At 40.0% G+C, this 25913-nt stretch carries 21 protein-coding genes; 12 read left to right on the forward strand and 9 right to left on the reverse strand.

From position 1 onward, the window contains the following. Positions 1-49: 49 nt before the first annotated feature. Together rpmA and rplU are read right to left on the reverse strand one after the other, a co-directional pair. The gene (rpmA, locus tag BMW42_RS06890; protein WP_035267862.1) at positions 50-307 is read right to left on the reverse strand and encodes a 50S ribosomal protein L27; all 258 of its coding nucleotides are present in this window, start codon (positions 305-307) and stop codon (positions 50-52) included. Positions 308-326: 19 nt separating this feature from the next. Beyond that, entirely contained in the window at positions 327-638 is a 312-nt protein-coding gene (gene rplU / locus BMW42_RS06895) for a 50S ribosomal protein L21 (protein ID WP_035267860.1), read from the reverse strand. A 407-nt stretch (positions 639-1045) separates the two neighbouring features. Here rplU and sdsA point away from each other — a divergent pair, with 407 nt between their 5' ends. From sdsA to BMW42_RS06935, 8 genes are all read left to right on the forward strand, one after another. Further along, positions 1046-2023, forward strand: coding sequence for an All-trans-nonaprenyl-diphosphate synthase (gene sdsA / locus BMW42_RS06900; RefSeq protein WP_035267858.1), 978 nt, complete (start codon positions 1046-1048; stop codon positions 2021-2023). A 23-nt stretch (positions 2024-2046) separates the two neighbouring features. Further along, the gene (locus tag BMW42_RS06905) at positions 2047-4098 is read left to right on the forward strand and encodes a site-specific recombinase (RefSeq protein ID WP_092766860.1); all 2052 of its coding nucleotides are present in this window, start codon (positions 2047-2049) and stop codon (positions 4096-4098) included. A gap of 163 nt (positions 4099-4261) precedes the next feature. Continuing rightward, positions 4262-4897, forward strand: coding sequence for a phosphatase PAP2 family protein (locus BMW42_RS06910; protein WP_035267854.1), 636 nt, complete (start codon positions 4262-4264; stop codon positions 4895-4897). After that, positions 4897-6138, forward strand: coding sequence for an efflux RND transporter periplasmic adaptor subunit (locus BMW42_RS06915; protein ID WP_092766861.1), 1242 nt, complete (start codon positions 4897-4899; stop codon positions 6136-6138). Before BMW42_RS06910 ends, BMW42_RS06915 begins: the two co-directional genes overlap by 1 nt. Before the next feature lie 12 nt (positions 6139-6150). Then, entirely contained in the window at positions 6151-9327 is a 3177-nt protein-coding gene (locus tag BMW42_RS06920; RefSeq protein ID WP_092766862.1) for an efflux RND transporter permease subunit, read from the forward strand. Beyond that, complete coding sequence (gene adeK, locus BMW42_RS06925) at positions 9327-10778, forward strand: multidrug efflux RND transporter AdeIJK outer membrane channel subunit AdeK (protein WP_092766863.1); 1452 nt, start codon at positions 9327-9329, stop codon at positions 10776-10778. The genes BMW42_RS06920 and adeK overlap by 1 nt, the downstream gene beginning before the upstream one ends. 98 nt (positions 10779-10876) lie before the next feature. Then, positions 10877-11227: a YbjQ family protein gene (locus BMW42_RS06930; protein WP_092766864.1), complete on the forward strand. Its 351-nt coding sequence runs from the start codon at positions 10877-10879 to the stop codon at positions 11225-11227. A 9-nt stretch (positions 11228-11236) separates the two neighbouring features. Next, complete coding sequence (locus BMW42_RS06935; protein WP_092766865.1) at positions 11237-11677, forward strand: YbjQ family protein; 441 nt, start codon at positions 11237-11239, stop codon at positions 11675-11677. 159 nt (positions 11678-11836) lie between these two features. On the opposite strand, the gene BMW42_RS06940 is transcribed toward BMW42_RS06935, so the two are convergent. Continuing rightward, entirely contained in the window at positions 11837-12643 is an 807-nt protein-coding gene (locus tag BMW42_RS06940; RefSeq protein ID WP_035266703.1) for an SDR family NAD(P)-dependent oxidoreductase, read from the reverse strand. Positions 12644-12661: 18 nt separating this feature from the next. Beyond that, the gene (locus BMW42_RS06945) at positions 12662-13342 is read right to left on the reverse strand and encodes a hypothetical protein (RefSeq protein ID WP_035266700.1); all 681 of its coding nucleotides are present in this window, start codon (positions 13340-13342) and stop codon (positions 12662-12664) included. 187 nt (positions 13343-13529) lie between these two features. Between BMW42_RS06945 and BMW42_RS06950 the strand changes: the two genes are divergently transcribed. Then, positions 13530-16424, forward strand: a complete 2895-nt coding sequence (locus tag BMW42_RS06950) for a valine--tRNA ligase (protein WP_092766866.1) — start codon at positions 13530-13532, stop codon at positions 16422-16424. Between the two features lie 86 nt (positions 16425-16510). Further along, positions 16511-17503 (forward strand): hypothetical protein, encoded by a 993-nt coding sequence (locus tag BMW42_RS06955; protein ID WP_092766867.1) that lies wholly within the window; start codon positions 16511-16513, stop codon positions 17501-17503. 99 nt (positions 17504-17602) lie between these two features. Here the strand turns inward: BMW42_RS06955 and BMW42_RS06960 are convergent, their stop codons facing one another. The 4 genes from BMW42_RS06960 to BMW42_RS06975 all read right to left on the reverse strand — a co-directional run bounded on the left by BMW42_RS06960 (position 17603) and on the right by BMW42_RS06975 (position 23359). Then, positions 17603-18322: a carbonic anhydrase gene (locus BMW42_RS06960; RefSeq protein ID WP_092766924.1), complete on the reverse strand. Its 720-nt coding sequence runs from the start codon at positions 18320-18322 to the stop codon at positions 17603-17605. Between the two features lie 360 nt (positions 18323-18682). Beyond that, on the reverse strand, positions 18683-20404 hold the full coding sequence (locus BMW42_RS06965; RefSeq protein WP_092766868.1) for a thiamine pyrophosphate-dependent enzyme: 1722 nt from the start codon (positions 20402-20404) through the stop codon (positions 18683-18685). A gap of 188 nt (positions 20405-20592) precedes the next feature. After that, a complete protein-coding gene (locus tag BMW42_RS06970) occupies positions 20593-21639 on the reverse strand; it encodes a molecular chaperone DnaJ (protein WP_228143096.1) in 1047 nt (348 codons plus the stop codon). 58 nt (positions 21640-21697) lie between these two features. Continuing rightward, on the reverse strand, positions 21698-23359 hold the full coding sequence (locus tag BMW42_RS06975; RefSeq protein ID WP_228143097.1) for a sensor domain-containing diguanylate cyclase: 1662 nt from the start codon (positions 23357-23359) through the stop codon (positions 21698-21700). 309 nt (positions 23360-23668) lie between these two features. Here BMW42_RS06975 and BMW42_RS06980 point away from each other — a divergent pair, with 309 nt between their 5' ends. Next, positions 23669-24346, forward strand: a complete 678-nt coding sequence (locus BMW42_RS06980) for a YetF domain-containing protein (RefSeq protein WP_092766869.1) — start codon at positions 23669-23671, stop codon at positions 24344-24346. Positions 24347-24428: 82 nt separating this feature from the next. On the opposite strand, the gene BMW42_RS06985 is transcribed toward BMW42_RS06980, so the two are convergent. Then, positions 24429-25421, reverse strand: a complete 993-nt coding sequence (locus BMW42_RS06985; RefSeq protein ID WP_092766870.1) for an NAD(P)H-quinone oxidoreductase — start codon at positions 25419-25421, stop codon at positions 24429-24431. Positions 25422-25552: 131 nt separating this feature from the next. Between BMW42_RS06985 and BMW42_RS06990 the strand changes: the two genes are divergently transcribed. Continuing rightward, on the forward strand, positions 25553-25843 hold the full coding sequence (locus tag BMW42_RS06990; RefSeq protein WP_092766871.1) for a hypothetical protein: 291 nt from the start codon (positions 25553-25555) through the stop codon (positions 25841-25843). Positions 25844-25913: the final 70 nt, after the last annotated feature.

Consider the following 25913-nt stretch of genomic DNA (forward strand, 5'->3'; position numbering starts at 1 on the left):
ATAAAAAAACCCACTCAAGAGTGGGTTTTTTGGTTATGCCTGATAAAACTTATACAGTTTCAACAGATACATAACGACGGCCAAATTGACCTTTAACTTCGAATTTGATCACGCCATCAGCGGTAGCAAATAAAGTATGGTCACGACCCATACCAACGTTAGCACCAGCGTGGAACTCTGTACCACGTTGACGAACGATAATGTTACCAGCAGTCACAGCTTGACCACCGAACATTTTAACACCTAACATTTTAGGATTTGAGTCACGACCGTTACGTGTCGAACCACCGGCTTTTTTAGTTGCCATGTCTATTTACTCCTCGTAATTAGCCTGAAATAGCTGTAATTTTCAACTCAGTGAACCATTGACGGTGACCTTGTTGTTTACGATAGTGTTTACGACGACGCATTTTGATGATGCGGATTTTGTCGTGACGACCATGGCTAACTACTTCAGCAGTTACTTTAGCACCAGCAACAACTGGAGCACCAATTTGAATGCTATCACCGTTCACTAACATTAATACGTCATCAAACGTAATAGTAGAACCAGTTTCAGCTTTCAATAATTCAACTTTAAGGGTTTCACCCTCAACAACACGGTGTTGTTTACCACCGCTTTGGATTACTGCGTACATAATGTACTCCAACAGGCCCGTGTCGTCGTGCCGATAAAGGAATATATCGATCTTAAAACGAACGCCACTGGGGGTTATTCAAGGGCAAGGATTTTAAGTGATAATGAAATAAACAACAAGGTCTTTTGTCTAAAAGTTAACTTTCATCCCGAAATATCTATTTCTTACATGAAAATAACAATTTGCTGATTGATTAAACTATATTTATTCACAAAATGAACTACTTCGAATATCAAATGACATATCAAGTTTTATTGGTATTATGAAGATTAAATCACAAACATGAATAGAAACTGAACAACATTAAGAAAATCATGCATATTCATGTGGCAAAGCGACCAAAACTTTCACTTAAATTGTTACACTAGCTGAGTAACATCTACTGTTTGTATAAGGACTTCATTGTTATGGCCATCGATTTTAAGCAAGACATTCTCGCACCTGTTGCTACAGACTTTGCTGCGATGGACCAACTTATTAATGAAGGAATCAGCTCTAAAGTTGCTTTGGTGATGTCAGTCAGCAAACATGTGGTTGAGGCAGGTGGTAAACGCATGCGTCCTATTATGTGTTTATTGGCTGCTCGCGCTTGCGGTGAAACCAACCTAGAGCATGCCCAAAAGTTAGCTGCAATTATTGAAATGCTGCATACCGCTACACTGGTACATGATGATGTCGTAGATGAGTCTGGGTTACGCCGTGGTCGTCCTACAGCGAATGCAACATGGAATAACCAAACCGCTGTACTTGTTGGAGACTTCCTGATTTCTAGAGCTTTCGATTTGCTCGTAGATTTGAACAATATGGTGTTATTAAAAGACTTCTCAACAGGAACATGTGAAATTGCTGAAGGAGAAGTACTTCAACTGCAATCTCAACATCAACCTGAAACCACTGAAGCGACTTATTTAGATATTATTCACGGCAAAACATCTCGTTTGTTTGAATTGGCGACTGAAGGCGCTGCGATTCTTGCCAATCAACATCAATATCGTGAAGCACTCAGAAAATACGCAGGTCATTTCGGGAATGCATTTCAAATCATAGATGACATACTCGATTACACCTCTGACGCAGAAACACTTGGTAAAAATATTGGCGATGACTTAATGGAAGGTAAGCCAACACTGCCACTGATTGCTGCTCTACAAAAAACTTCTGGTGCAGAGCACGATATTATCCGTCGTAGCATCACTACAGGTGGTACTGAACATTTGGATCAAGTGATTCAGATTGTTCAAAACTCTGGTGCACTAGATTACTGTCGCGAACGTGCTGTTGAAGAAACTACAGCAGCTCGTGAGGCATTGTTACAACTGCCTGAAAGTATTTATCGTCAAGCGCTTGATAATTTGGCGCAATTAGCATTAGATCGAATCCAATAAACTTCAACTAAAAAAATTTGCGTATGCATATAAACTTTAATGATCTTTTTAAACAAATGCAGGAGCAACTTGACCATCATCAAGCTGCTCCAGACGAAAACATACTCATTGAACTCGTTAATCGCATCCGTCCATCAGACAGTTATAACCTAGAAGAAATTAATCAAAAATTTCAGGCGTTGATTCAAGCGTTATTAATTACGCCGACTGCAGCCACCACTTTTCAAGCCTATATCGTTCATCTGATCAATCGCTATAAACAAACCACTATTTATGCGGACAGTGGGATTCTTTCTCTAGATGGTTTTTGGAATCAGTTGGGTCAACGAATGGGAGCGCATGTTCTTCCCCTTTTGACCGATGAAACTGATTTAAAAGATTTAGTCTTCCGTGTCTTTCATTTACGTAGCGATAAATATTGGCTAGAAAATATTGAAGATCAGCAATGGATTCAGTTTTTTCAGATTGTCAATCAAAGTAATGGCAGCTTAGATGCAAAATTTGGCATCAAACGCGACATGATTAAAGCCATTACTGTTTTATCTTACCGTATCAGCGGTATTGGACTTTATCCTGAGTTTATTAATGCACAACCAGAACTGACTGAATATGAGTCACCTTTTTTGGTGCAGAATCGTGAAATCATTGAATTTATTGAGCTATACAAAAAACATTATAGTGAAGTTGATGATCTCACTGCTATGGTCGTACCCGACGCCAACCAAGCTTTGGTGATGATTGAGCAGTGTCGCGATGTTGTTTTAAAGATTCGTCGTGCTACGAAAAGAATTGGGGTAAGTTTAAGTCTCACTTATTTATTGTCTTTGCTTGAGCAATGTTTAGATCGTATTGAACTATTATTGAACTTATTGACTGAAACTGGAAAAGTTCAATACTTAGCACTAGCTGAGTTATGTCAAGATTTAGTTGCGGCTCACTATGAGGAGCGAAGTGTTCGAGAGCTTTTAAAAACAAACAGTGAATTAATCGCATTACAAGTCACTGAAAATGCCAGTAAAACAGGCGAACATTATGTAAGTACCAATAAAGCTGGTTTCTTCAGTATGTACAAATCAGCCGCAGGTGCAGGCGTCATTATCGCTATCATGGCGACCTTGAAGATTCTCACTGCGCGCATCGCCATGGCACCTATCATGCAAGCCTTCGCGTATAGCATGAACTATGCATTAGGTTTCATGTTGATCCATGTACTGCATTTTACCGTTGCAACCAAACAACCTGCTATGACTGCAGCTGCCCTAGCCGCGACAGTTCAACAAAAGAAAGGGTCTCGAACTGCACAAATTGCAGAACTTGCTGCACTGATTATCAATATTATCCGTACGCAGTTTGTCGCTATTCTCGGCAATATTTCCATTGCAATTCCGGTTGCAGCATTGATCACCATGATGTGGCCGTTGATTCTGGGTGAACAATTACTCAATCACAGTAAAGCAACATATTTACTTCATAGTTTGAATCCTTTTACATCCCTAGCAGTCCCACATGCAGCTATTGCAGGTGTATGTCTATTTTTATCTGGTTTGATCGCAGGTTACTTCGACAACATGGCAGTGTATCGTAAAGTCGGACCTCGCTTAAAAGCACATCATCGTCTAAAAAACTGGCTAGGTGCTGACAGACTGGAAAAGTTTGCAAACTATATTGAACGTAATTTAGGAGCACTAGCCGGGAATTTCCTGTTCGGAATCATGCTAGGCAGCATGGGGACAATTGGTTTTATTCTTGGTCTGCCTTTAGATATTCGCCATATTGCCTTTGCTTCAGCAAACTTTATGCAGGGCCTATTGAGTATCAATGGCACACCTGAAATAGGACTCATTATTGTTTCATTCCTTGGTGTATTATTAATTGGTTTGACCAACTTATTTGTCAGCTTTAGTCTCACTATTATTGTGGCATTACGCGCACGACGTGTTCGTTTTGAACAATGGAAACCTCTGGCAAAATTAGTATTTACTCACTTTGTTACACGACCAATGGACTTTTTCTGGCCCCCAAAACAACCTTTAGAGGTCGAAGATCCAATTTCACCAAAGAAATCTTCTCATTAGATATTTGTGTTATTTTTTGTGCTAAAAATAAGATGCACATTGTAATGAAATTACTATAAATTATGCTTTTACACTGACTTGAAAAAAAGTGTACTGGCGAGTACACTTTGACGCATTCATGCAATAAATGTATGCGACTATAATATAACTCAGGTTATTTTATATGCCTTACTTACTGATTTTAATAGGTTGTTTAGGAATAACGATAAGTAGTATAGGAATCTATATTCCAACGATACAACAGCTCGATCTCACTGCTGTTTCATGGATGAGTCAACACCGCAATCCCCTCATAGATGGAATTGCGGTTTTATTGTCTCATGTTGGCGGTTTACCGATCATGCTGATGTGCGTGGCGATTTGGACCTTACAGCAATGGCGATTAAAACAATATGCTAACTGTCTATTTATCTCACTTGGTCTCGTTGGTGGTGCCTGTCTTGGCTGGTTACTCAAATATGCTTTCGACCGACCTCGTCCAAATGCAATTTATCAAATCGTTGAAACTTATGGAGCCGCATTTCCAAGCGCACATAGTCTCTATGCAGCAGTGATTGCTGGTTTGATGATCATGATCTTTCGAAACCATCATCAAAGTAGAATCATTTTCGTCGCTGCCTGTATATGGTTTGTTGGCATGGGTTTTTCACGGGTTTATCTCGGTGCTCATTACCCGACAGATGTTGTTGCAGGTTGGAGTATTGCGTTGATATGGCTGACTATACTGTGGTTAGTCCTATCACAACGGATAGCAAAGCAAACAATTATTTTTAGAGAAAAATCTAACGAGGTGGAATAATGATGTCGGCAAAGCTTTGGGCCCCTGCCCTCACTGCTTGTGCTCTTGCAACAAGTATTGCACTTGTGGGTTGTAGCAAAGATCCAAAAGATGCAGAGCAAGCCGCTGCACAACAGCAAATGCCGCCAACTGAAGTTGGTGTCATCGTTGCTCAACCACAAAGTGTTGAACAAACTGTCGAGCTTTCGGGTCGAACTTCAGCCTATCAAATTTCTGAAGTACGTCCGCAAGCAAGCGGTGTGATTTTAAAGCGTCTGTTTGCTGAAGGTAGTTTTGTGCGTGAAGGACAACCTCTGTACGAAATTGACGCAAATACCAACCGTGCGAACCTAGACAGTGCAAAAGCAGCCTTAGTTCGTCAAAAAGCCAATCTCAATGCGCTTCAAGTTAAAGCTGACCGTTATCGCCAACTTGTCGGTATCAATGCTGTGTCTAAGCAAGAATTTGATGATCTACAAGCACAAGTAAAATTGGCACAAGCAGATGTTGCAGCTTCAGAAGCAGCGGTGAAAAATGCGCAGATTAACTTAGGTTATTCTACTGTTCGCTCACCAATTTCAGGGCAATCAGGTCGCTCTAGTGTGACTGCAGGTGCATTGGTAACGGCTAATCAACCTGAAGCATTGGTAACAATCCAACAGCTTGATCCAATCTATGTCGATATCAACCAATCAAGTGCTGAGCTTCTTCGTTTACGTCAACAGTTAAGTCAAGGCAGCATCGACCGCAGCAACAATACTAAAGTTCGTTTAAAACTTGAAGATGGCAGCATCTACCCTATTGAAGGTAATCTTGCATTCTCTGATGCAAGTGTAAATCCAGAAACAGGGACAGTTACCCTACGTGCTGTGTTCTCAAATCCGAACCAATTATTATTGCCAGGAATGTTCACTAATGCTCAAATTGTGCAAGGTGTAATTCCTAATGCGATTTTAGTGCCTCAAGCGGCTGTGACCCGTACACCAACAGGTCAAGCGACTGCGATGATCGTGAATGCGAAAGGTGCAGTTGAAGTACGTCCAATCGAGACTGCAGGTGTTAAAGGTAAAGATTGGATTGTGACCAAAGGTCTAAATACGGGTGACAAGGTCATTGTAGATGGTGTGGCGAAAGTTAAACCTGAACAACAAGTTGTAGCTAAACCTTACCAACCTCAAGCTGCAGCACCTCAAGCCGGCAAAGATGGTCAACAAGCAAAGCCAGCAGCTCAATCTGAACAAAAAGCTACTTCAAATGCATAAGGAGTAGACTGAATGGCTCACTTTTTTATCCATCGCCCAATTTTCGCTTGGGTGATTGCATTGGTCATCATGTTGGCGGGTATTTTATCCCTCACCAAGATGCCAATTGCGCAATACCCAACGATTGCACCACCAACGGTATCGATTTCTGCAACATATCCGGGTGCGTCTGCTGAAACTGTTGAAAACACAGTAACGCAAATTATTGAACAACAAATGAATGGCTTGGATGGGTTACGTTACATCTCATCTAACAGTGCGGGTAATGGACAAGCTTCCATTACACTAAACTTTGAACAAGGTATCGATCCTGATATTGCTCAGGTACAAGTTCAAAATAAACTTCAATCAGCGACTGCACTTTTGCCTGAAGACGTACAACGTCAAGGTTTAAAAGTTACCAAGTCTGGCGCAAGCTTCTTACAAGTTATTGCGTTTTATTCTGAGTCAGATGCATTAGATGCAAATGACATTAAAGACTATGTAAACTCAAATATCTCTGAACCACTTAGCCGTGTGACTGGTGTTGGTGAAGTGCAAGTATTTGGTGGTTCATATGCTATGCGAATTTGGATGGACCCATCCAAAATGGCCAACTTGCAAGTTACACCGAGTGATATAGCAAATGCATTAAGAACTCAGAATGCGCAAGTGGCGGTAGGTCAGTTAGGTGGTGCACCTTCTGTACAGGGTCAAGTTTTAAATGCGACTGTAACTGCTCAAAGTCTTTTACAAACACCTGAACAATTTTCAAATATTTTCCTTAAGAACTCACCAAATGGTGCACAAGTTCGTTTAGGTGATGTCGCTAAAATTGAATTAGGTGCAGATAATTATGCATTTGACTCTAAATTTAATGGTCAACCTGCAGGTGGTGTAGCGATTCGTTTGGCAACGGGTGCAAACGCATTAGATACAGCCCAAGCGATTGAAGATCGTTTAAAAGAATTACGTCCAAACTACCCAACAGGTATGGTGGACAAACTTGCATTTGATACAACACCATTTATTGAGCTCTCAATTAAAAGTGTTGTGAAAACCTTAATTGAAGCAATTATCCTCGTATTCTTGGTCATGTTCTTGTTCCTACAAAACTGGCGTGCAACCATTATTCCAACAATGGCTGTTCCAGTGGTTGTATTGGGTACATTTGCCGTGATCAACATGTTCGGATTCTCGATCAACACATTAACCATGTTCGCTATGGTTCTCGCCATTGGTCTTCTGGTGGATGATGCGATTGTCGTCGTAGAAAACGTTGAACGTGTGATGGCAGAAGAGCATCTTGAGCCTGTGGAAGCGACTGAAAAGTCGATGGGACAGATCTCTGGTGCATTGATTGGTATTACCTCTGTCTTAACTGCAGTATTTGTACCTATGGCATTCATGGGGGGTACGACAGGTGTAATTTATCGTCAGTTCTCTATCACGCTCGTTACAGCAATGATTCTTTCATTGATTGTTGCATTAACCTTTACCCCTGCATTGTGTGCGACCATGTTGAAAAAACATGATGTCAACAAACCTCAAAGCAATAACATTTTTGCCCGTTTCTTCCGTTGGTTTAACAATGGTTTTGACAAAATTTCGGTGAAATATCAAAACGGCGTAAACCGTTTAACACATGCCAAGCTATTTGCAGGATTGGTCTATGGTGTTGTGATTGCTGTGATGGGCTGGTTATTTGTCAACCTTCCTTCTTCATTCTTACCAGATGAAGACCAAGGTGTGGTGATGACTCTCGTTCAGCTTCCACCGAATGCAACGCTTGAACGAACAGGTAAAACAATTGATCAAATGACAGGCTTCTTCCTCAACAACGAGAAAGAACATGTTGAATCTGTATTTAGTGTTGCTGGTTTCTCGTTCACGGGTATTGGTCAAAATGCGGGTCTTGCCTTCATTAAGTTGAAAGACTGGAAAGACCGTACCTCTCCTGAATCTCAGGTCGGTGCCATTATCCAACGTGGTATGGCACTGAATATGATTGTGAAAGATGCCAGCTATATCATGCCTCTTCAACTTCCAGCAATGCCGGAGTTGGGCGTGAGTGCAGGCTTTAACCTACAGTTAAAAGCAGCTGCAGGTCAAAGTCACGAGCAATTATTAGCAGCACGTAATGCTGTACTCGGCTTAGCTTCTCAAGATCAGCGTTTAACAGGTGTTCGTCCTAACGGACAAGAAGATACGCCTCAATATCGTGTCATCGTCGATCATGCTCAAGCAGGTGCTATGGGAGTCAGCATTGCTGAAATCAATAGTACGATGGGTATGGCATGGGGTGGTACATACATTAATGACTTCATCGATCGTGGTCGTGTGAAAAAAGTGTATGTCCAAGGTGAAGCGAGCTCTCGTATGATGCCTGAAGACTTAGACAAGTGGTATGTCCGCAATAACCAAGGTACGATGGTTCCATTCTCAGCGTTCGCAACAGGCGAATGGACTTATGGTTCACCACGTTTAGAGCGTTATAACGGCGTTTCTTCCATGAACATTACAGGCACTCCAGCTCCAGGTGTGAGTTCGGGTGATGCAATGGCAGCGGTTGAAGAAATCATTGCGAAGCTTCCTTCAATGGGCTTACAAGGTTTCGATTACGAATGGACTGGTTTATCTCTTGAAGAACGTGAGTCTGGCGCACAAGCACCATTCCTTTATGCTCTTTCGTTATTGATTGTCTTCCTCTGCTTGGCAGCCTTATATGAAAGTTGGTCTATCCCATTCTCTGTACTCATGGTTGTGCCATTGGGTATTGTTGGTGCACTTGCCTTAACATTCTTGGGAATGATTATTTTGAAAGATCCAAACCTTTCAAATAACATCTACTTCCAAGTGGCGATTATTGCCGTGATTGGTTTGTCCGCGAAGAATGCGATCTTGATTGTAGAATTTGCGAAAGAGCTTCAAGATCAAGGTGAAGAACTCTTCGAAGCAACCTTGCATGCCGCGAAAATGCGTTTACGTCCAATCATTATGACCACATTGGCTTTCGGTTTTGGTGTTCTTCCACTAGCTCTCGCTTCTGGCGCAGGTGCAGGAAGTCAACATTCCGTGGGTTATGGTGTACTTGGTGGTGTAATCAGCTCAACACTTTTAGGGATCTTCTTTATTCCAGTGTTCTATGTATGGATCCGAAGTATCTTTAAAACAAAACCAAAACAAAATAAACAGGAGCAAATTTCGTGATGCAAAACGTATGGTCTATTACAGGTCGTAGCATTGCGGTATCTGCAATTGCGCTTGCTTTGACAGCATGTCAAAGCATGCGTGGTCCAGAACCGGTCACTCAAGCCAATATTCCAGGAAGTTATCTTGGCAATGCTTCTGGTCCATCTATTGCGGAGCAAGGTTATAAGGATTTTTTTGTAGATCAACGCTTAATCCAAGTTTTGGATTTAGCCTTGGCAAATAACCGCGATCTTCGTAAAGCAACGCTAAATATCGAATTAGCACGTCAACAATTTCAAATCAGCCAAAACAATCAATTGCCTACGATTGGTGCAAGTGGTGGTGTTTTACGACAAGACACGATCAATTCGCCAAGCCCAGTAACAACCTATAATGTAGGTTTAGGTTTAACGGCTTATGAAATTGATTTTTGGGGTCGTGTTAGAAGTTTGAAAGACAATGCCCTAGACACTTATCTTTCAACTGCAAGCGCACGTGATGCCACTCAAATTGCCTTGATTAGCCAAACAGCTCAAGCTTGGTTGGCTTACTCATATGCGCAAGCGAATCTTAAGCTCGCTGAACAGACGCTGAAAGCTCAACTTGAATCTTACAATCTCAACAAAAAACGTTTTGATGTGGGAATCGACAGTGAAGTTCCGCTTCGTCAGGCTCAAGTTTCTGTTGAGACGGCACGTGGTGATGTTGCTGAATACAAGACTCAAATTGCACAAGCGGTTAATGCGTTAAACCTCCTTGTAGGTCAACCACTACCTGACAATTTATTGCCTAAAGAGAGAATCACACGTGTGACATCAACCACTGCTTTTGCGGCTGGTTTGCCAAGTGATCTACTCAACAACCGTCCAGATGTTAAAGCGGCTGAATATCAGCTAAGTGCGGCTGGTGCGAATATCGGTGCTGCAAAAGCGCGTTTATTCCCAACCATTAGCCTCACAGGTTCAGCAGGTTATGCATCAACAGACTTAAGTGATTTATTCAAGTCTGGCGCTTTTGTTTGGTCTGTTGGTCCTAGTCTAGATATACCAATCTTTGACTGGGGTACACGTCGTGCCAATATTAAAGTCTCTGAAACACAGCAACAGATCGCATTGTCTGATTATGAAAAATCAATTCAATCTGCGTTCCGTGAAGTGAATGATGCTTTGGCAGTGCGTCAAAATATCGGTGAACGTTTAACTGCACAACGCCGTTTAGTTGATGCGACCAATACAACCTACAAACTCTCAAATGCCCGCTTCCGCGCTGGTATTGACAGTTTCTTAACTGTATTAGATGCGCAACGTACATCGTATAGTGCTGAGCAAGGTTTATTGCTGCTTGAACAAGCGAACCTTAACAACCAAATCGAGCTCTATAAATCACTCGGTGGTGGCTTAAAAACTAATACTACGGATCAAGTGATTTATCAGCCTTCAAGCTCAGGTTTAAAATACGACAAGAAGTAATTTTTTGTTTGAATAAAGCTCACTTCGGTGGGCTTTTTTATTGTCCCAAATACTGATATTTTGTCATTAATTATCCTTTTTATAACGACTTCAATCACATGCTGTTAAGTAATTTAGAATCTGTACCTGGTCATCAAATTCAACAACAATTTGACGTGGTATATGGTAGTACCGTCAGAAGTAAACACGTTGGACGTGATTTACTCGCAGGACTTAAGAATATCGTCGGTGGAGAACTTACCGCATACACGGAATTACTTGAAGAGTCTCGTCAAGAAGCAATGAACCGTATGATTGATAAAGCGCGTGGCTTAGGGGCGAATGCGATTGTCGGAATTCGTTTCTCGACTTCCAATATTACCCAAGGTGCTTCCGAATTATTTGTTTATGGCACAGCTGTGTATGTCACACCGAATGCACCTAAAATTCCTGATCCATTCACCTCTTAAGGATTCGTTATGGATGGTATCATTTTTCAGGTGGTTATCTTTCTCATCCTATTTTGTATTGGATTTGGATTTGGTCGCTATAATGAACAAAAGCATCTTAAGCAACTTGATGAACAAGAAGCGCGCTTAGCTTATATCAAGTTAGATAGTCAGCGTTTTAAAACTTCTGAAAACCATGGACAAATGATCAGCAGTAATGTTGTGATTTCGCATGATTATTTTAAGTTTGTACTTGCGCAAATCCAAAATTTCTTTGGTGGACGCTTACGCAGTTATGAAAGTATTGTTGAACGTGCAAGACGTGAAGCTATTGTTAGACTTAAACTTGAAGCTGAAAAAATGGGCGCAACTGAAATCTTAGGGTTAAGACTCAGCACCACAGATTTAGGACTTCAAGGTGGAATGGTTGAAGTATTCGCTTACGGAACTGCTATACAAAAGAGAGACTAAAAGTCTCTCTTTTTCTTTACAAGTATGTAGTAGTCAATCAAGCCGTACACTTTGCTTGAGGCGTCTTCAAACCCCTTATCGCTCGCATGATCATTGAGATAGAAAACCAAATGTAGTTGATTAAATTTTTCTCATCGATATGCCCATGATCATTAAAGTTTACTTCACTTTCATTTTTCGGATCATTCGATACAGTATTGCTGGTGATAACCGTGAAATAAAGACGCCTAATTTTTCTTTTGCCCCACCCACGACAATATACTCATCCCCTTTCAATAATGCCTGTACGGTTTGTTTAGCAAATTCCTCTGCTTCTAAACCATTTTCAATGGCCTCATCTTGATAACCTTGGGGCTTTCCCTCCCCGTTTAAAGCGTTAAAGGATACATTGGTTTTCACAAATCCTGGGAAAATTACCGAGACACCCACACCATCTTGCGCAACTTCAGCACGTAAGCTATTCGCCCACATATGAATCGCACCTTTGGCTGCCGAATAAGTCGCACGATATTGTGTGCCCAATAAACCAGCGACACTTGAGATAAAGGCAATTCGTCCTGACTTTTGTTGCTGAAAAGTCGGTAAAACCGTTTTGGTTAAAAAGACTTGAGAGAAATAGTCAACTTCCATGATCGCACGTTCAGTTTGCATGGTCGTGTCTTTAATTAATGCACGTTGTGATAGACCTGCATTATTGATTAACCAATCAATACGTCCTTTTTGTTGGAGAACTTGTTCATAAGCATGACGAACTTGTGATTCATCTGTGATATCCGCTTTAATGGAAATATGTCGTTCTGGGTGTGCCAAAGACTGCCTTACCGTTTCCAGCTCTTCAAAACGACGAGCCGTCAAAATAACCTGTGCCCCTAAACTGGCACATTCAGCAGCCAACGCTTTACCAAGACCCGATGATGCACCTGTAATCCACACCACTTTCTGATCAAGCTGTTCCAACTTTGCCATTCCCTTTATCCTTATGGTTTAAGCATTTAATTTTGCTTTTTGCTGTCCTTCATTATCAAGAAAAACCAAAAAATGGTCAAAGTACTTCACGATACTTTGTGCATCATGAATTTTGCTTAAATTTTCAAATCGCTTATACCCTAATCCTGTGGTCAGACTGATCACACCATTCAAGGTTTTATCCACCACCATATTAAATTTCAGCATTTTTTTAGGTTCACGAATTAAGCTCGTAACACCTTGATCAACCACTTTAGTGAATGCTTTTAAGCCAGGGGCAACATATTGGTTTTGACCTTCACGCATACGTTCTGCACAGCCCAGTAGCTCATTCACAATAACTTTTTCAACTGGGTACGAAATATAGTATTTTCCATCTTGTTCATACATCAAACTTTGTACATGATTCACCATAGGCGTTAAGCGATCATTACCAAAAAAAGATACTGACCAAGGCATGTATTTCAAGATTGCATCTTGCACTTGTTTCAATACTTTTGCTGAGTCTTGATCCTTCGCATTAGAATCTTTGACCAGTGTGCCAAAGGCTTGATCAATAATCTCACAAGCAATTTTGGACAGGTTATCTCCAAGAATTTTAGCTTGCGCTTCACGATCTCCTGCATTGAGTTTTTGGTGAATGGTTTGATATTGCTGATAAGTTTCAGGTTGTAAGCGCAAAGAAATAGTATAGGTCATGCGATTGTTATCCTTTATTGTCAGGCCGATTCCGCGAGTTGACGCTGGCTTTAGTGTTATTCAAAATCAATTACTGTTCGATTGTGTGGGATTTGAAACGAGAATGCATTTGCTTAACGTGCCTCTCCATGCATTTTTTTTGCTACAATAGATGCAATTTTTTATCTACTTTTGATCTGTTCGAACTATGACTGATTCAGCGCAAAATATTGCTACAACCTACGATCCGACCGAGATCGAGAAAAAATGGTACCAAACTTGGGAAGAACGCGGTTACTTTAAGCCGTCTGAAAAAGGCGAGTCTTTCTGTATCATGATTCCGCCACCAAACGTCACTGGTAGCTTGCACATGGGTCATGGTTTTAACAATGCCATCATGGATGCTTTGACACGTCATAAGCGTATGTCTGGCTTTAACACGCTTTGGCAACCGGGTACTGACCACGCAGGTATCGCAACGCAAATGGTTGTAGAGCGTCAGTTGGGTGCACAAGGCGTAAGCCGTCATGACTTGGGTCGTGAAAAGTTCATCGAAAAAGTATGGGAATGGAAAGAACAATCTGGCGGTAATATTACCCGTCAAATCCGTCGTTTAGGTTCTTCTGTAGATTGGTCTCGTGAACGTTTCACCATGGATGAAGGTTTATCAAACGCGGTAAAAGAAGTGTTTGTAAAACTGCATGAAGAAGGTTTGATCTACCGTGGTAAACGCCTTGTTAACTGGGATCCTAAATTACAAACTGCCCTTTCTGACCTTGAAGTTGAGTCTGATAAAGAAGAACAAGGTTCGCTTTGGCACTTCAAATATTTCTTTGAAGATAAGTCACTTCGCACGCACGATGGTAAAGATCACATTGTTGTGGCAACCACTCGTCCTGAAACTTTGTTGGGTGATACAGCTGTTGCAGTTGCACTTGATGATGAACGTTACGCACACCTTGTAGGTCAAAACATCATCCTACCAATCACAGGTCGTGCTGTTCCTATCGTTAAAGATGAATATGTAGACAAAGAATTCGGTACAGGCTGTGTAAAAATCACCCCTGCGCATGACTTCAATGACTATGAAGTGGGTAAACGTTGCGAATTGCCAATCATCAACATCTTCAACAAAAATGCTGAAGTGTTGGCTGAGTTTGAATACATCGCTAAAGCGGGTGAGCAAATTTCTAAAACCATTCCTGCACCAGCAGACTACATTGGTTTAGAGCGTTTTGAAGCACGTAAAAAGTTAGTTGAACAAGCGGAAGCTGAAGGTTGGTTAGACCAAATTCAACCGTACACGTTGAAACCACCTCGTGGAGACCGTTCAGGTGTAATCGTTGAGCCGTTATTAACAGACCAATGGTATGTGAAAATTGCACCGCTTGCTGAACCTGCAATCAAAGCTGTGAAAGATGGCGACATCAAATTTGTCCCTGAACAATACAGCAACATGTACATGGCTTGGATGAACAACATTCAAGACTGGTGTATCTCTCGTCAATTGTGGTGGGGTCACCGTATTCCTGCTTGGTACGATGCGGAAGGCAACGTTTTTGTTGGTCGTAACGAAGAAGAAGTTCGTGCGAAAAACAACATCCCTGCTGATGTTCAGTTAAGCCAAGACGAAGACGTATTGGATACATGGTTCTCATCGGGTCTTTGGACATTCTCAACTTTAGGTTGGACGGGTAATGAAGCGAAAGATAAAGAAAACTATTTCTTAAATACTTTCCACCCGACTGATGTTCTTGTAACAGGTTTCGACATCATCTTCTTCTGGGTTGCTCGTATGATAATGCTTACGATGCACTTCATGAAAAATGAAGATGGTACGCCACAAGTACCGTTCAAAACTGTGTATGTTCACGGTTTGGTACGTGATGGCGAAGGTCAGAAGATGTCTAAATCTAAGGGTAATGTACTTGATCCACTCGATTTGATTGATGGTGTTGATCTTGAAACTTTAGTACAAAAACGTACTACAGGTTTGATGAACCCGAAACAAGCGGCGAAAATTGAAAAATCAACTCGTAAAGAATTCCCTGAAGGTATTCAATCTTACGGTACTGACGCAGTTCGTTTCACATTCTGTGCGCTTGCAAACACGGGTCGTGACATTAAGTTCGACATGAAACGTGTTGAAGGTTACCGTAACTTTGCCAACAAAATCTGGAACGCAACTCGTTTCGTAATGATGAACTGCGAAGAGCAAGTGATTGGTCAAGAGGTGCGTCAAGACCTTTGGGAATTGCCTGAACAGTGGATTGTAAGCCGTCTACAAAAAGCAGAACAAGCGGTGCAAACAGCATTTGCAACCTATCGTTTAGACTTGGCTGCACAAGCAATTTACGAGTTCATTTGGAATGAATACTGTGACTGGTATGTTGAATTAACTAAGCCTGTTCTAAATGACGAAAACGTATCGGTTGAGCGTAAAGCTGAAGTACGTCGTGTGCTTCTTTCTGTAATGGAAGCGTCTTTACGTTTGGCTCATCCATTGATGCCTTACTTAACAGAAGAAATCTGGCAAACCCTTGCGCCAAAACTGAACATTTCTGGCGAAACGATTATGCTTGCACAGTACCCTGTTGCTGACCAAGCGTTAGTGAATGAACAAGCTGAAACAGATATGCAATGGCTTCAAGGTTTGATTGGTGCGGTACGTAACATCCGTGGTGAGATGGGTCTAGGTAATGCTCGCTTGTTGCCTGTTCTACTTCAAAACACGACTGAAGCTGAAAAAGCACAAATTGCACGTATTGAGCCACTCTTTAAAGCATTGGCAAAAGTTGAAAGCATTACTTTCCTAGCTGATGGCGAACAACCACCATTGTCTTCATCAAGTGTAGTGGGTCATGTCTCTGTATTCGTTCCAATGAAGGGCTTAATTGACCCGAAAGCGGAATTGAGTCGTCTACAAAAAGACTTAGACAAAGTTCAAAAACAGCATGACCAAATCGCAACTAAACTTGCAAATGAAGGTTTTGTGGCGAAAGCACCTGCGGCTGTGGTTGACGGTGAGAAAGCGAAACTTGCTGAGTTTGCTGACCAATTAGCGAAGATTAAAGCGAATATGGAGCAGATTGCAGCGCTTTAATGCTGTAATTTGATTCAAAAACCCCCCTCTTAGTGAGGGGGTTTTATTTATAATAACAATTAATTACGTCTTAAGAATTTCATAACATGAAAACAAGCTTGGGAAGATTAACATTAGAAAAAATTAAAGCTTTAACAGAGAATTCTACTTTAGCTCAGACTGCTAAATTCTCTGATAACTCTGCAATAGCACAAGCCTCTAAACTTTACGAAAATTCAGCAATGGCCCAAGCTTCTAAGGTTTATGAAATTTCAGCAATGGCTCAGGCTTCTAAGCTTTACGAAAATTCAGCAATAACTCTAGCTTCTAAGGTTTATGAAATTTCAGCAATGGCTCAGGCTTCTGAGCTTTACGAAAATTCAGCAATAGCTCAAGTTGCTGCTAGATCAATAGCCTTATCTACACCTATTAAAGACTTACTTAATACTCAAGAATTTTCTAGCTTAAAAAACTTATTACATAAAACTGAAATAGATATTATTAATTTTTGGAAAGAACAAAATACACAATATCAATTAGCTACACTAATAGGATCACATTCAAATTTAAGTTCAATAGTAGGGAGTTTATCCGATGCATATATTGAACAATTTGCAGAAAAAAATCGCTATTTTGATCTAATTGAAGAGGAAGTATCATTCAATGATACAACTATTATTCCTATATCAAAAAATAATCGTGCTACTTTAAATAATTTTACGATTATTCTTTTAGTTTCTGTAATCCTACCTATTTTTCTAGGACTAATCACAAACTATATCTATGAATTTTATCTTCAGCCTTTAGCCCAAGAACATCATTCAGCAAAGTCAAAAAAAGAAGTTAAAAATCATATCAAGACACATACTCACTTTGATAAAAGCTTACTTACCTCGTATCGTATTACTTCTAAGCCATTAGCCTTACATACTTCATCAAACTTGAAGTCACCGATTTTAGAACATATTTCTTCGTTTACTTTAATTCAAAGGGTTGAAGAATCAAATTTACATAAATCTTGGCTTAAAGTTCGTGTTGAAATTAACGGAGAAATTGTAGAAGGTTATGTTTTAAGACGTTATACATCACCTATTAAATAATCCTACCCCTTGCAAAGCATTGCTTATAATCCCATAGGGAGAGGAGAAAATTATTAGAGAATTCTATGCTCTATCAATATTTCCCCCACTCCCTTTTTATCAATTCTCCACAACTACACGGCCATTCAACGGCTGAATAGGTCGATTATTCGGATGTCCCAGTAATTCTGCAAAGTCCTCAATCTGCTTGGCTGAGGCTGTTTGAATCTCTTTTAAAATAAGCCAGCGAACACCCTCGGAACATGGAGGTGTGGTGAGCGACCCACTAAAACGATAATAATCCAAATTCTTTGGCAATAAATGATTAACAGACTGGGGCTGTTTTAACTCAACTGTTTGCCCTTTTTGCTTCGGTAATGAATTCCATATTCTTGCCAATTGCGGATTCTCTGCACCTTGTGCATACATCATCCCCACGACAGCCAGCTCTCCTTTGGCATTGGCATGTACAAAATGGATTTCTAGCGGATATTGTTTGCCATGGATTTTATTTTCACTTGGGGTATGCAAATGAAACTGCTTGAGTTGAAAACGATCACCATCCAGCATCAACTCTCCGCCTTCTTTAAAGTCGACTTGAACCGTATGACCATTGTTATGAATACGTTGAATCAAAGTTTGATAGCTAAACTGCAATGGTTTCAAATCCGCTTTTACAGAACGCTCAATGTTAATTGGTGACTGATTCTGACCAGAACAAGCTGCATAGTTCGGGCTTAGCTTGTTCCATTGTTCAGGGTGGTAATAATCCCAATCTGCACCTGCCCATACACTTGAAGAAAGAATAGAAAGTGAAAATACTTGAAAAAAACCTCTCATCATTAAACCTTAATACGCGAACCGTTCATTAATTTATGTGATTTTTACCATTATTATTTTGATCTATTTGATATTTTCTCATAGATCAAATGATCTCCACATCTTGATCATGACTGAATCAAAAATGGAACACAGTTATAGAAAATATGAACATTTGGAACAATGACGATATTGATCAAAATGATTTTATGAAGGGTTAATACTTATTTTTTAAGATAATTTTTATTGTAAATTTACTGTATTTTTTATTATAATTTTACTTAACGGTATAAAAAAAGCTTCTTCAAGACTAGCAGATATAAATATCGCGTGAGTACTTGAAGAAACTGTCATAAAAAATGATTAAAGAGACGAACGATTTTATTTTATAAAATTATTCACGATTAGATCTTTTACCTCATCTCCTCGACCAGCTAAAACCGCCTTCATCGCATACAATGAAGTCGCCTTCACTTGCTCAAATTTTGGTTCTGGTGGCATCACCAACTCTACAGGGTTGGTATGAATATCGATTAGTGCAGGACCATCATGAGCTAAAAATTTCTGAATAGCTGCTTCCAAACCATGACCATCTTTTTGAGTCATGCCATAAATCCCGATCGCTTCAGCGACTTTGCCAAAATCAGGGTTCGCTAATTTGGTAAAATTATCCAGTAAGCCATCAACTTTTTGTTCAAGCTCTACAAAATTGAGCGAATGGTTATTAAAGACAACAATTTTGATCGGAAACTTTTCCTGTACGATGGTCATGAGATCACCCAACAGCATACTCAGACCACCATCACCACATAGCGCAATCACCTGACGTTCAGGAAAGGCTTTTTTAATCCCGAGTGCTTGAGGCATCGAGTTTGCCATCGTACCGTGCAGTAAACTACATAGCAATTTACGCTTACCATTGGTATCGATGTGACGAAGCATCCATAGTTTCGATGAGCCTGCATCTCCAGTGAAAAATGCATCATCATCTGCATATTTGTTGAGAAGCGCCACCACATATTGCGGGTGGATCAAACCATCTTTACCTATACGCTCTTCTTTCAAACGAGCTGCATCTGCAACTTTCTTTAAATCTAAGCACTCTTGAATAAAGTGTTGGTTCTGCTTGTTTTCAACTAAAGGGATTAATGCACGCAGCGTTGGTGCAATATGTCCAACAGCACCAAAATCTATAGGATAGCGACGACCTAAATGAGTAGCATCGACATCGATTTGAATAATCTTCGCGTGTTTAGGATAAAACTGTGGCCACGCAAAGTCCGTTCCAAGCAGTAACAATACCTCACTATGATTAATCGCATGTAAGGCTGCTTTATTACCATACATACCATTCATCCCCATATTATGAGGATTATCATATTCAATAAAATGTTTCGCACGTGAGGTATGCACAACGGGTGCATTTAATTTTTTCGAAAGTTCAACCACTTCATCGTGAGCATGCTGAGCTCCAATACCCGCATAAATCGTGACTTTTTGATGAGCATTGATGAAGTTTTTAATCTGATGAAGTTCAGCAGGATTAGGCGTAGTTTCAGGCTGCGGATGATGTACCCTGAAATCCAATGATTCCTGAATATATTGACTGCTGATATTGGTTGGCATAATGACCACCGCTACGCCACGTTTATTCAGTGCTGCCTGACAGGCCAATGTCATCACATGTCTGACTTGACTGGCTGCTTTGATCTCCTCGCAATATACAGAACAACTTTTATAAATTTCTTTAAAGTCGACATATTGGGGAAAATCTAAATAGCCTGCTTGTTCGGTTGAAAGTTGGCTTGCGATCAAAACCACAGGCGCACCATTACGGTGTGATTCGTACAGACCATTAATAAAATGCAAGCTTCCAGGACCACATGAGCCAGCACATACTGTTAAATTGCCACTCATCAATGAATCTGCACCTGCTGCAAATGCACCTACTTCTTCATGGCGAACATTGATCCATTGAATAGAACTACGCGATAAAGAATCGGTAAAGTGATTAAGCGTATCTCCAACAATGCCGTAACAGTGCTTTACGCCGACTTGTTCCAACACTTCAATCATAATGTCTGAGACTTTTTTACTTTTCATGTTATTCCTAGTTTTAGTTTTTAGAGCATTATCGTTATATTATGGTCAATACATCAAATAAATGCGACAAAATACACATTTTATATAAATTATAATATTAATTTTTTAATAATAGGACAATCAACCATTGAGAAATACGGAATGAGTAGATGTCAGTAACAGCTATTTATAGCTCGTATGTTTTGGATTCAAAGAAGTGAATGTTCAATCAAAAATGCTAACCCGGAAGCTTTTGACATTTCCATTAAACGCTGCTTTTCCAATTTGAGTTGTTGTTTTAACGATGAAACATCTTGGTCAATCTGTTGATAGAGCTTTTGAATATTTAAAGCACCTTGAGTTTTTTGTACTTCAATTTTTGCCTTGTTTGACCACACTAAGCTATTAATCAATATCTGGATTTGCTTTTCTAAAGTTAAACTCTGTGCTTGCAATACTTGTTGATAGTAATTCAATTGATCTTGCTGAATAGCTTTCTGTATACCGACTTGAAGTTGCTCGACTTCAAGTTGTAACTTCAATAGCGTGAATAAATCCTCTTGTTCATAAGCTTCATTAACACGTTGTAATAATGCCGTCTTTGCAGCCTTTTTGGATTCATCCGGTTCACGGTCTGGATGAATGATAGATGCTGTTTTGAGATATACTGTTTTCAGGGATTGATTCACTAACTTTTCTGCTTCGGCTTGTTTATCTTGCTGCCGTTTAAGTTTGGCTTGCTGCCTTGCTTGTTGATACTGCGCTTTGTCCCACAATGAATCGTCATCAATCGTTGAATCATTTTGTTCACCATGAGCATCTGGTGCTTGACTAGATTCGAAGTTGTTCTTTTTATCTTGCTTATTTCGTGGTTGAGCAAACACCTGTTCGAAATAAATATGGAATTTTTCAACTGTCTCAAGTTGAGTTTCATTGAGCATATTTGATTTGCTCAACATTTGGGTCAAGTTAAAACACTTCTCTTCCACAACCTTTTGAGACGACTTATTTAAATCTATTTGACTTAGGCTATTCCATAGACTTTGTAATTGCTGAAACAGCACTTCATAAACATCACGATAGACAGGAATAAGTTTCTTCTGCGTGTAGGCACGAATTTCTTCTTGCGCGTGTTGCCATGCGGATAATTGTAATTTTTGTTGTTCAATCTGATCAATCAAAATCCTCAACTTATGATCTTGAGGAACTTGAACAAGTTGTGCAAAAGAACTGGTTTGAATTTTGAATGAAGTCACGTTAGGTGCTTAGTCCAATGAGAGAATACTGAGTTTAGCAAAATGTGGATGCTTTATTTTAAGCATCAATCACAGTTTGATTTCGACCATTGGCTTTTGCTTGATAAAGATGTCGATCTGCTCGTTTAAGAATGGTATAAGCATCAGCATCATTGAGATCAATCACACTAACTCCAATACTGACAGTCAAAGTTTTCTCTACCAAAATAACAGCTTGTTCCACCATTGTACGAATTTTCTCTGCCAAAACTTGCGCACCCATCAGATGTGTTGCAGGCAATAAAATTACAAATTCTTCACCACCATAACGTGCCACAAAATCGGTTTCACGCGTTGCTTGATCAAGGATTTTTGCTACTTGTTGTAACACTTGATCCCCTTGATCATGACCATATTGATCGTTGACTTGCTTAAAATAATCGACATCCAATATAAGTGCTGCATAGCCAATTTGATTTCTTTTATGTTGAGCAAACCAGTATTCAAGTTGTTCGTTTAAAGCACGGCGATTGTGTAAACCTGTTAATGCGTCATGTCGTGACAATCGAATCAACTCAAGATTAGCCAATTCAAGTGCTCGAGTACGCTCTTGAACCTTCCGCTCTAGTGATTGGTTAGCATCAAGTAATTGTTGTTTTTGTTCCAATAAGGTTTGCGTCATGCTTTGTAGAGAATGTGATAATCCTTGGATTTCACGGATGCTGCTTTGACTATGAAATGCCGTATGCACGTCTCCCTGTTCGACCGCATAAGCCGATTTAGCTAAAGCCTCAATGGGTCTGCTCAATTTATTGGCAAGTTGATAAATCACATAAAAGATAAACAGCGAGACGAATAAACCAATCAGAAAGATTTTGAACTGCAAATCACGCATATCAGCCAAAGCAATCGCCAAAGGTTGACGAATAACCACATGCCAACCAATATCACTTTTAGTCTCGGACTCCACCGCAATATTTGCGGTTAAGAAATCCTGTCCTTCATTCCAATCATCAATATAATAAAGTGCATCGTTGACTTGAAATTGAGGTGGCTGGACTCGTCCAATACTTGTAAATGGATACAGCAGTTCACCCTGTTTATTTAAGATAAAGACTTCTATGCCACGCTGAGATGCTGTTTGAGATAAAGCTCTATTGAGAATATGACGTGCCCACTCCCAATCTGCATGTGCAGCTAACACTCCTTTTAATTTTTGAGTATTTGGATCATAGATTGGTGTTGCGAAATCAATAAAACGCATCGGCTCATGAGGATTTAAAGCTTGAATTTTTTTTGCCAATAACACAGCTTCATGCACATCACCTAAGTATGTACCCTGTAAACCTGCCTTAAACCATGGCCGTGAAGAAACGTTTTCACCTTCAAGAATACCATCCGCAGCAATTTGAACATCACCGTTTAAATCTGTTACCCCCATCCAAGCATAATAGACATATGCATTTTTGACTTGTTCCAAGCGTGTACGAACACGTGGATCATCTAGACTTGCTTCTGAAAAGAATGGAGATTGGCTGAGCAGCACCATTTCGCGCTCGCGTTCGGCAAGAGAAGCTGCCAAGGCATTACTGATATTTTTTGCTGCGACATGTAGGGTCTGTCCACTGGCTTTAGCCAAGTGCTGAGATGCGATATTTCCAATATACAGCGATACGCATATCCCAAGGATAATGGTTAATCCAGCAAATATGAACAGAACGCGATTACGGAATGAATCCAAAATACACCTTAACTCTTGATTAAACACCGAAACATGCAACCATAAGAATATAACAGAATATTACAAATACATAACAAACATTTCGGATCATTGTAATGAATAAAAAATGCCAACCTTATCTCATATATTCAAAATCCTGATTAACATTAACAACTGTAATTCCACTCCCTATCTTTTAAACAACATGATTTAATATTCAAGTCACGCACCACATCTACATAAAGTCATAATAATTCGACAATAATTCTGTATTTCTTTTTTTTGGCGCTTGATAGCTTAAGTAGAATCACCTAGAAAATTGAGGAACAAATGGATTTTGCTTCTATCTTTTTTTACGACACCACATGGGTATTTGTTTTCGAAATTTTAATCCGATGTGTGGTGATGTATTTACTCATCATTCTTTTTCTTCGTTTGACTGGCAAGCGAGGGGTTAGACAACTCTCCATCTTTGAAGTTGCCATTATTCTTTGTCTTGGATCAATTGCTGGAGATCCAATGTTTACGGAGGATTTACCCTTAATTCAAGCCGTAGTCGTCATGAGTGTGATCATCTTGCTTTACCGCACCACAACGTGGTTAATGATGAAATATCAGCCTTTCGAAGACTTAGTCGAAGGTAAATCCTGTTACATCGTAAAAGATGGCATGCTCGTCCTTGAAGCATTCAAGCGAGGTAATATGTCGCATGATGAGTTCTTTTCGGAAATGCGTCGTCAATCCGTTGAACATTTAGGTCAAATTCGAGTCGGTCTATTAGAGTCCGATGGGAATTTCAGTATTTTGTTTTATCCCGATGAGCAAGTTAAATATGGCTTACCAATTTTTCCAGATCAAGCTCAATCAATATACAAGGTAAAACCTAGCGTAATATATGCGTGTACACATTGCGGATTCTGTACTGAACTTCAACAACCACTTCAAGATTGTCCGCGCTGTTCTTGCCAAGATTGGACACAAGCAATCAACAGTCTAAGAATTGGTTAGCAGATGAATAATCTACAGTCTGTTGGGACGAAGCAGATTATTCATCCTCAGCGCTGACTCAATCGAACATAGGTGGTTGAGATTAATCCAAGACTTTCACCACAATTTTACCAATGTGATCACCTGCATCCATTGCCAAATGAGCCACTTGAATCTCATCAAAATTAAAAGTTTTATAGATCATCGGTAGACATTCACCTTTTGCCCATAACGGCGCAACATGTGTCTTTAAATCTTGAGCGATTTTGGCTTTTTCTGCTGTGGTACGTGCACGCATGGTTGAGCCAGTAATGGTTAAACGCTTCATCATGATTTGACCTAATTTTACGCCGTCAGCTTTAGCTCCTCCAAGAAATGCGATATAAACCAAACGCCCATCACGACGTAATACATTCAAGTTTTGGGCTAAATAAGGCGCTCCAACCATATCTAAGACAATATCTACGCCATTTTCTTCTGTCGCTTGCTGAATGACCTGTTCAAAGTCTTCCGTTTTATAATTAATTGCATGCGTCAAATCTTGAATTGCTTTTACTTTCTCATCTGAGCCAACAGTCGCAAAAGTTTTTAAGCCAAATGCTTTACACAACATTAATGCTGTTGTTCCAATCCCACTGGTTCCGCCATGGATTAAAGCCGTTTCCCCCGCTTTAGCTTTGCCCATTTGAAAAATATTCGCCCAAACGGTAAAAAATGTTTCTGGAATTGCAGCAGCTTGAATATGACTCACCCCTGCAGGAATATTAATCAGCTGAGATTCAGGCACCACACAGTATTCCGCATAACCACCACCATTGGTAAGTCCACACACTTGATCCCCCACCTGATAGACGTTTACCTCAGCCCCTACTGCAACGACTTCCCCTGATACCTCTAACCCAGGTACAGGTGTGACCCCTTTAGGCATTGGATATAAACCTTGGCGCTGTAAAATATCAGGACGGTTAATGCCGAAAGCATGTACTTTCACCAAGACTTCATTGTCTTTAGGTTGCGGAATATCAACCGTTTCATAAGCCAACTTCTCAACGCCGCCTGGTTCAGTAATGATCACATGTTGCATGCTTTGTGCCATAATCAAATCCTTTATTTACAATACTTTTCATTCATTTCAATCAATTTCATCATAGTTGATCGCATTGATAAAGTCCTGTATTACTTATGTATAAGGATGAAAACGAATCATTATTTTTTGGGGAAAATAATATGCGTTACTTGCTGCAATTTATTTTGCCATGCAGTTTTGCTGCCTTGGTCATCATCTGTTGGACTTTTTTGTTACGTTTTCCATGGGATTCAGCAGTAATTGCGATGATCTACTTCCAAATTGGGCTGGTGTTGTTATTGCTATACATTGAATACGATGCGAGCAAAGTGGATGGTGCAGCAGGTTGGACTTTTTTATTTTTCTGTTTTTTTGAAATGATATTGTTCGTCGCTTTGGGGATCATTCGTGTCATTGTTGGTGGATGGCAAGTTTTAAATCTTTTATTTTGAACCTTGCCTCAGACACGAATATTAAAATAACTCAATAATACAAACAAAGCTTCGTATTTTTCTGATTTAC

The sequence above is a fragment of the Acinetobacter sp. DSM 11652 genome, assembly GCF_900109815.1.
Taxonomy (GTDB): Bacteria; Pseudomonadota; Gammaproteobacteria; order Pseudomonadales; family Moraxellaceae; genus Acinetobacter.

Excerpts from the sequence above, each read along its gene's own strand:
- rpmA (WP_035267862.1), bottom strand. The coding sequence starts at position 307 with ATGGCAACTAAAAAAGCCGGTGGTTCGACACGTAACGGTCGTGACTCA.
- rplU (WP_035267860.1), bottom strand. The coding sequence starts at position 638 with ATGTACGCAGTAATCCAAAGCGGTGGTAAACAACACCGTGTTGTTGAG.
- sdsA (WP_035267858.1), top strand. The coding sequence starts at position 1,046 with ATGGCCATCGATTTTAAGCAAGACATTCTCGCACCTGTTGCTACAGAC.
- BMW42_RS06905 (WP_092766860.1), top strand. The coding sequence starts at position 2,047 with ATGCATATAAACTTTAATGATCTTTTTAAACAAATGCAGGAGCAACTT.
- BMW42_RS06910 (WP_035267854.1), top strand. The coding sequence starts at position 4,262 with ATGCCTTACTTACTGATTTTAATAGGTTGTTTAGGAATAACGATAAGT.
- BMW42_RS06915 (WP_092766861.1), top strand. The coding sequence starts at position 4,897 with ATGATGTCGGCAAAGCTTTGGGCCCCTGCCCTCACTGCTTGTGCTCTT.
- BMW42_RS06920 (WP_092766862.1), top strand. The coding sequence starts at position 6,151 with ATGGCTCACTTTTTTATCCATCGCCCAATTTTCGCTTGGGTGATTGCA.
- adeK (WP_092766863.1), top strand. The coding sequence starts at position 9,327 with ATGCAAAACGTATGGTCTATTACAGGTCGTAGCATTGCGGTATCTGCA.
- BMW42_RS06930 (WP_092766864.1), top strand. The coding sequence starts at position 10,877 with ATGCTGTTAAGTAATTTAGAATCTGTACCTGGTCATCAAATTCAACAA.
- BMW42_RS06935 (WP_092766865.1), top strand. The coding sequence starts at position 11,237 with ATGGATGGTATCATTTTTCAGGTGGTTATCTTTCTCATCCTATTTTGT.
- BMW42_RS06940 (WP_035266703.1), bottom strand. The coding sequence starts at position 12,643 with ATGGCAAAGTTGGAACAGCTTGATCAGAAAGTGGTGTGGATTACAGGT.
- BMW42_RS06945 (WP_035266700.1), bottom strand. The coding sequence starts at position 13,342 with ATGACCTATACTATTTCTTTGCGCTTACAACCTGAAACTTATCAGCAA.
- BMW42_RS06950 (WP_092766866.1), top strand. The coding sequence starts at position 13,530 with ATGACTGATTCAGCGCAAAATATTGCTACAACCTACGATCCGACCGAG.
- BMW42_RS06955 (WP_092766867.1), top strand. The coding sequence starts at position 16,511 with ATGAAAACAAGCTTGGGAAGATTAACATTAGAAAAAATTAAAGCTTTA.
- BMW42_RS06960 (WP_092766924.1), bottom strand. The coding sequence starts at position 18,322 with ATGAGAGGTTTTTTTCAAGTATTTTCACTTTCTATTCTTTCTTCAAGT.
- BMW42_RS06965 (WP_092766868.1), bottom strand. The coding sequence starts at position 20,404 with ATGAAAAGTAAAAAAGTCTCAGACATTATGATTGAAGTGTTGGAACAA.
- BMW42_RS06980 (WP_092766869.1), top strand. The coding sequence starts at position 23,669 with ATGGATTTTGCTTCTATCTTTTTTTACGACACCACATGGGTATTTGTT.
- BMW42_RS06985 (WP_092766870.1), bottom strand. The coding sequence starts at position 25,421 with ATGGCACAAAGCATGCAACATGTGATCATTACTGAACCAGGCGGCGTT.
- BMW42_RS06990 (WP_092766871.1), top strand. The coding sequence starts at position 25,553 with ATGCGTTACTTGCTGCAATTTATTTTGCCATGCAGTTTTGCTGCCTTG.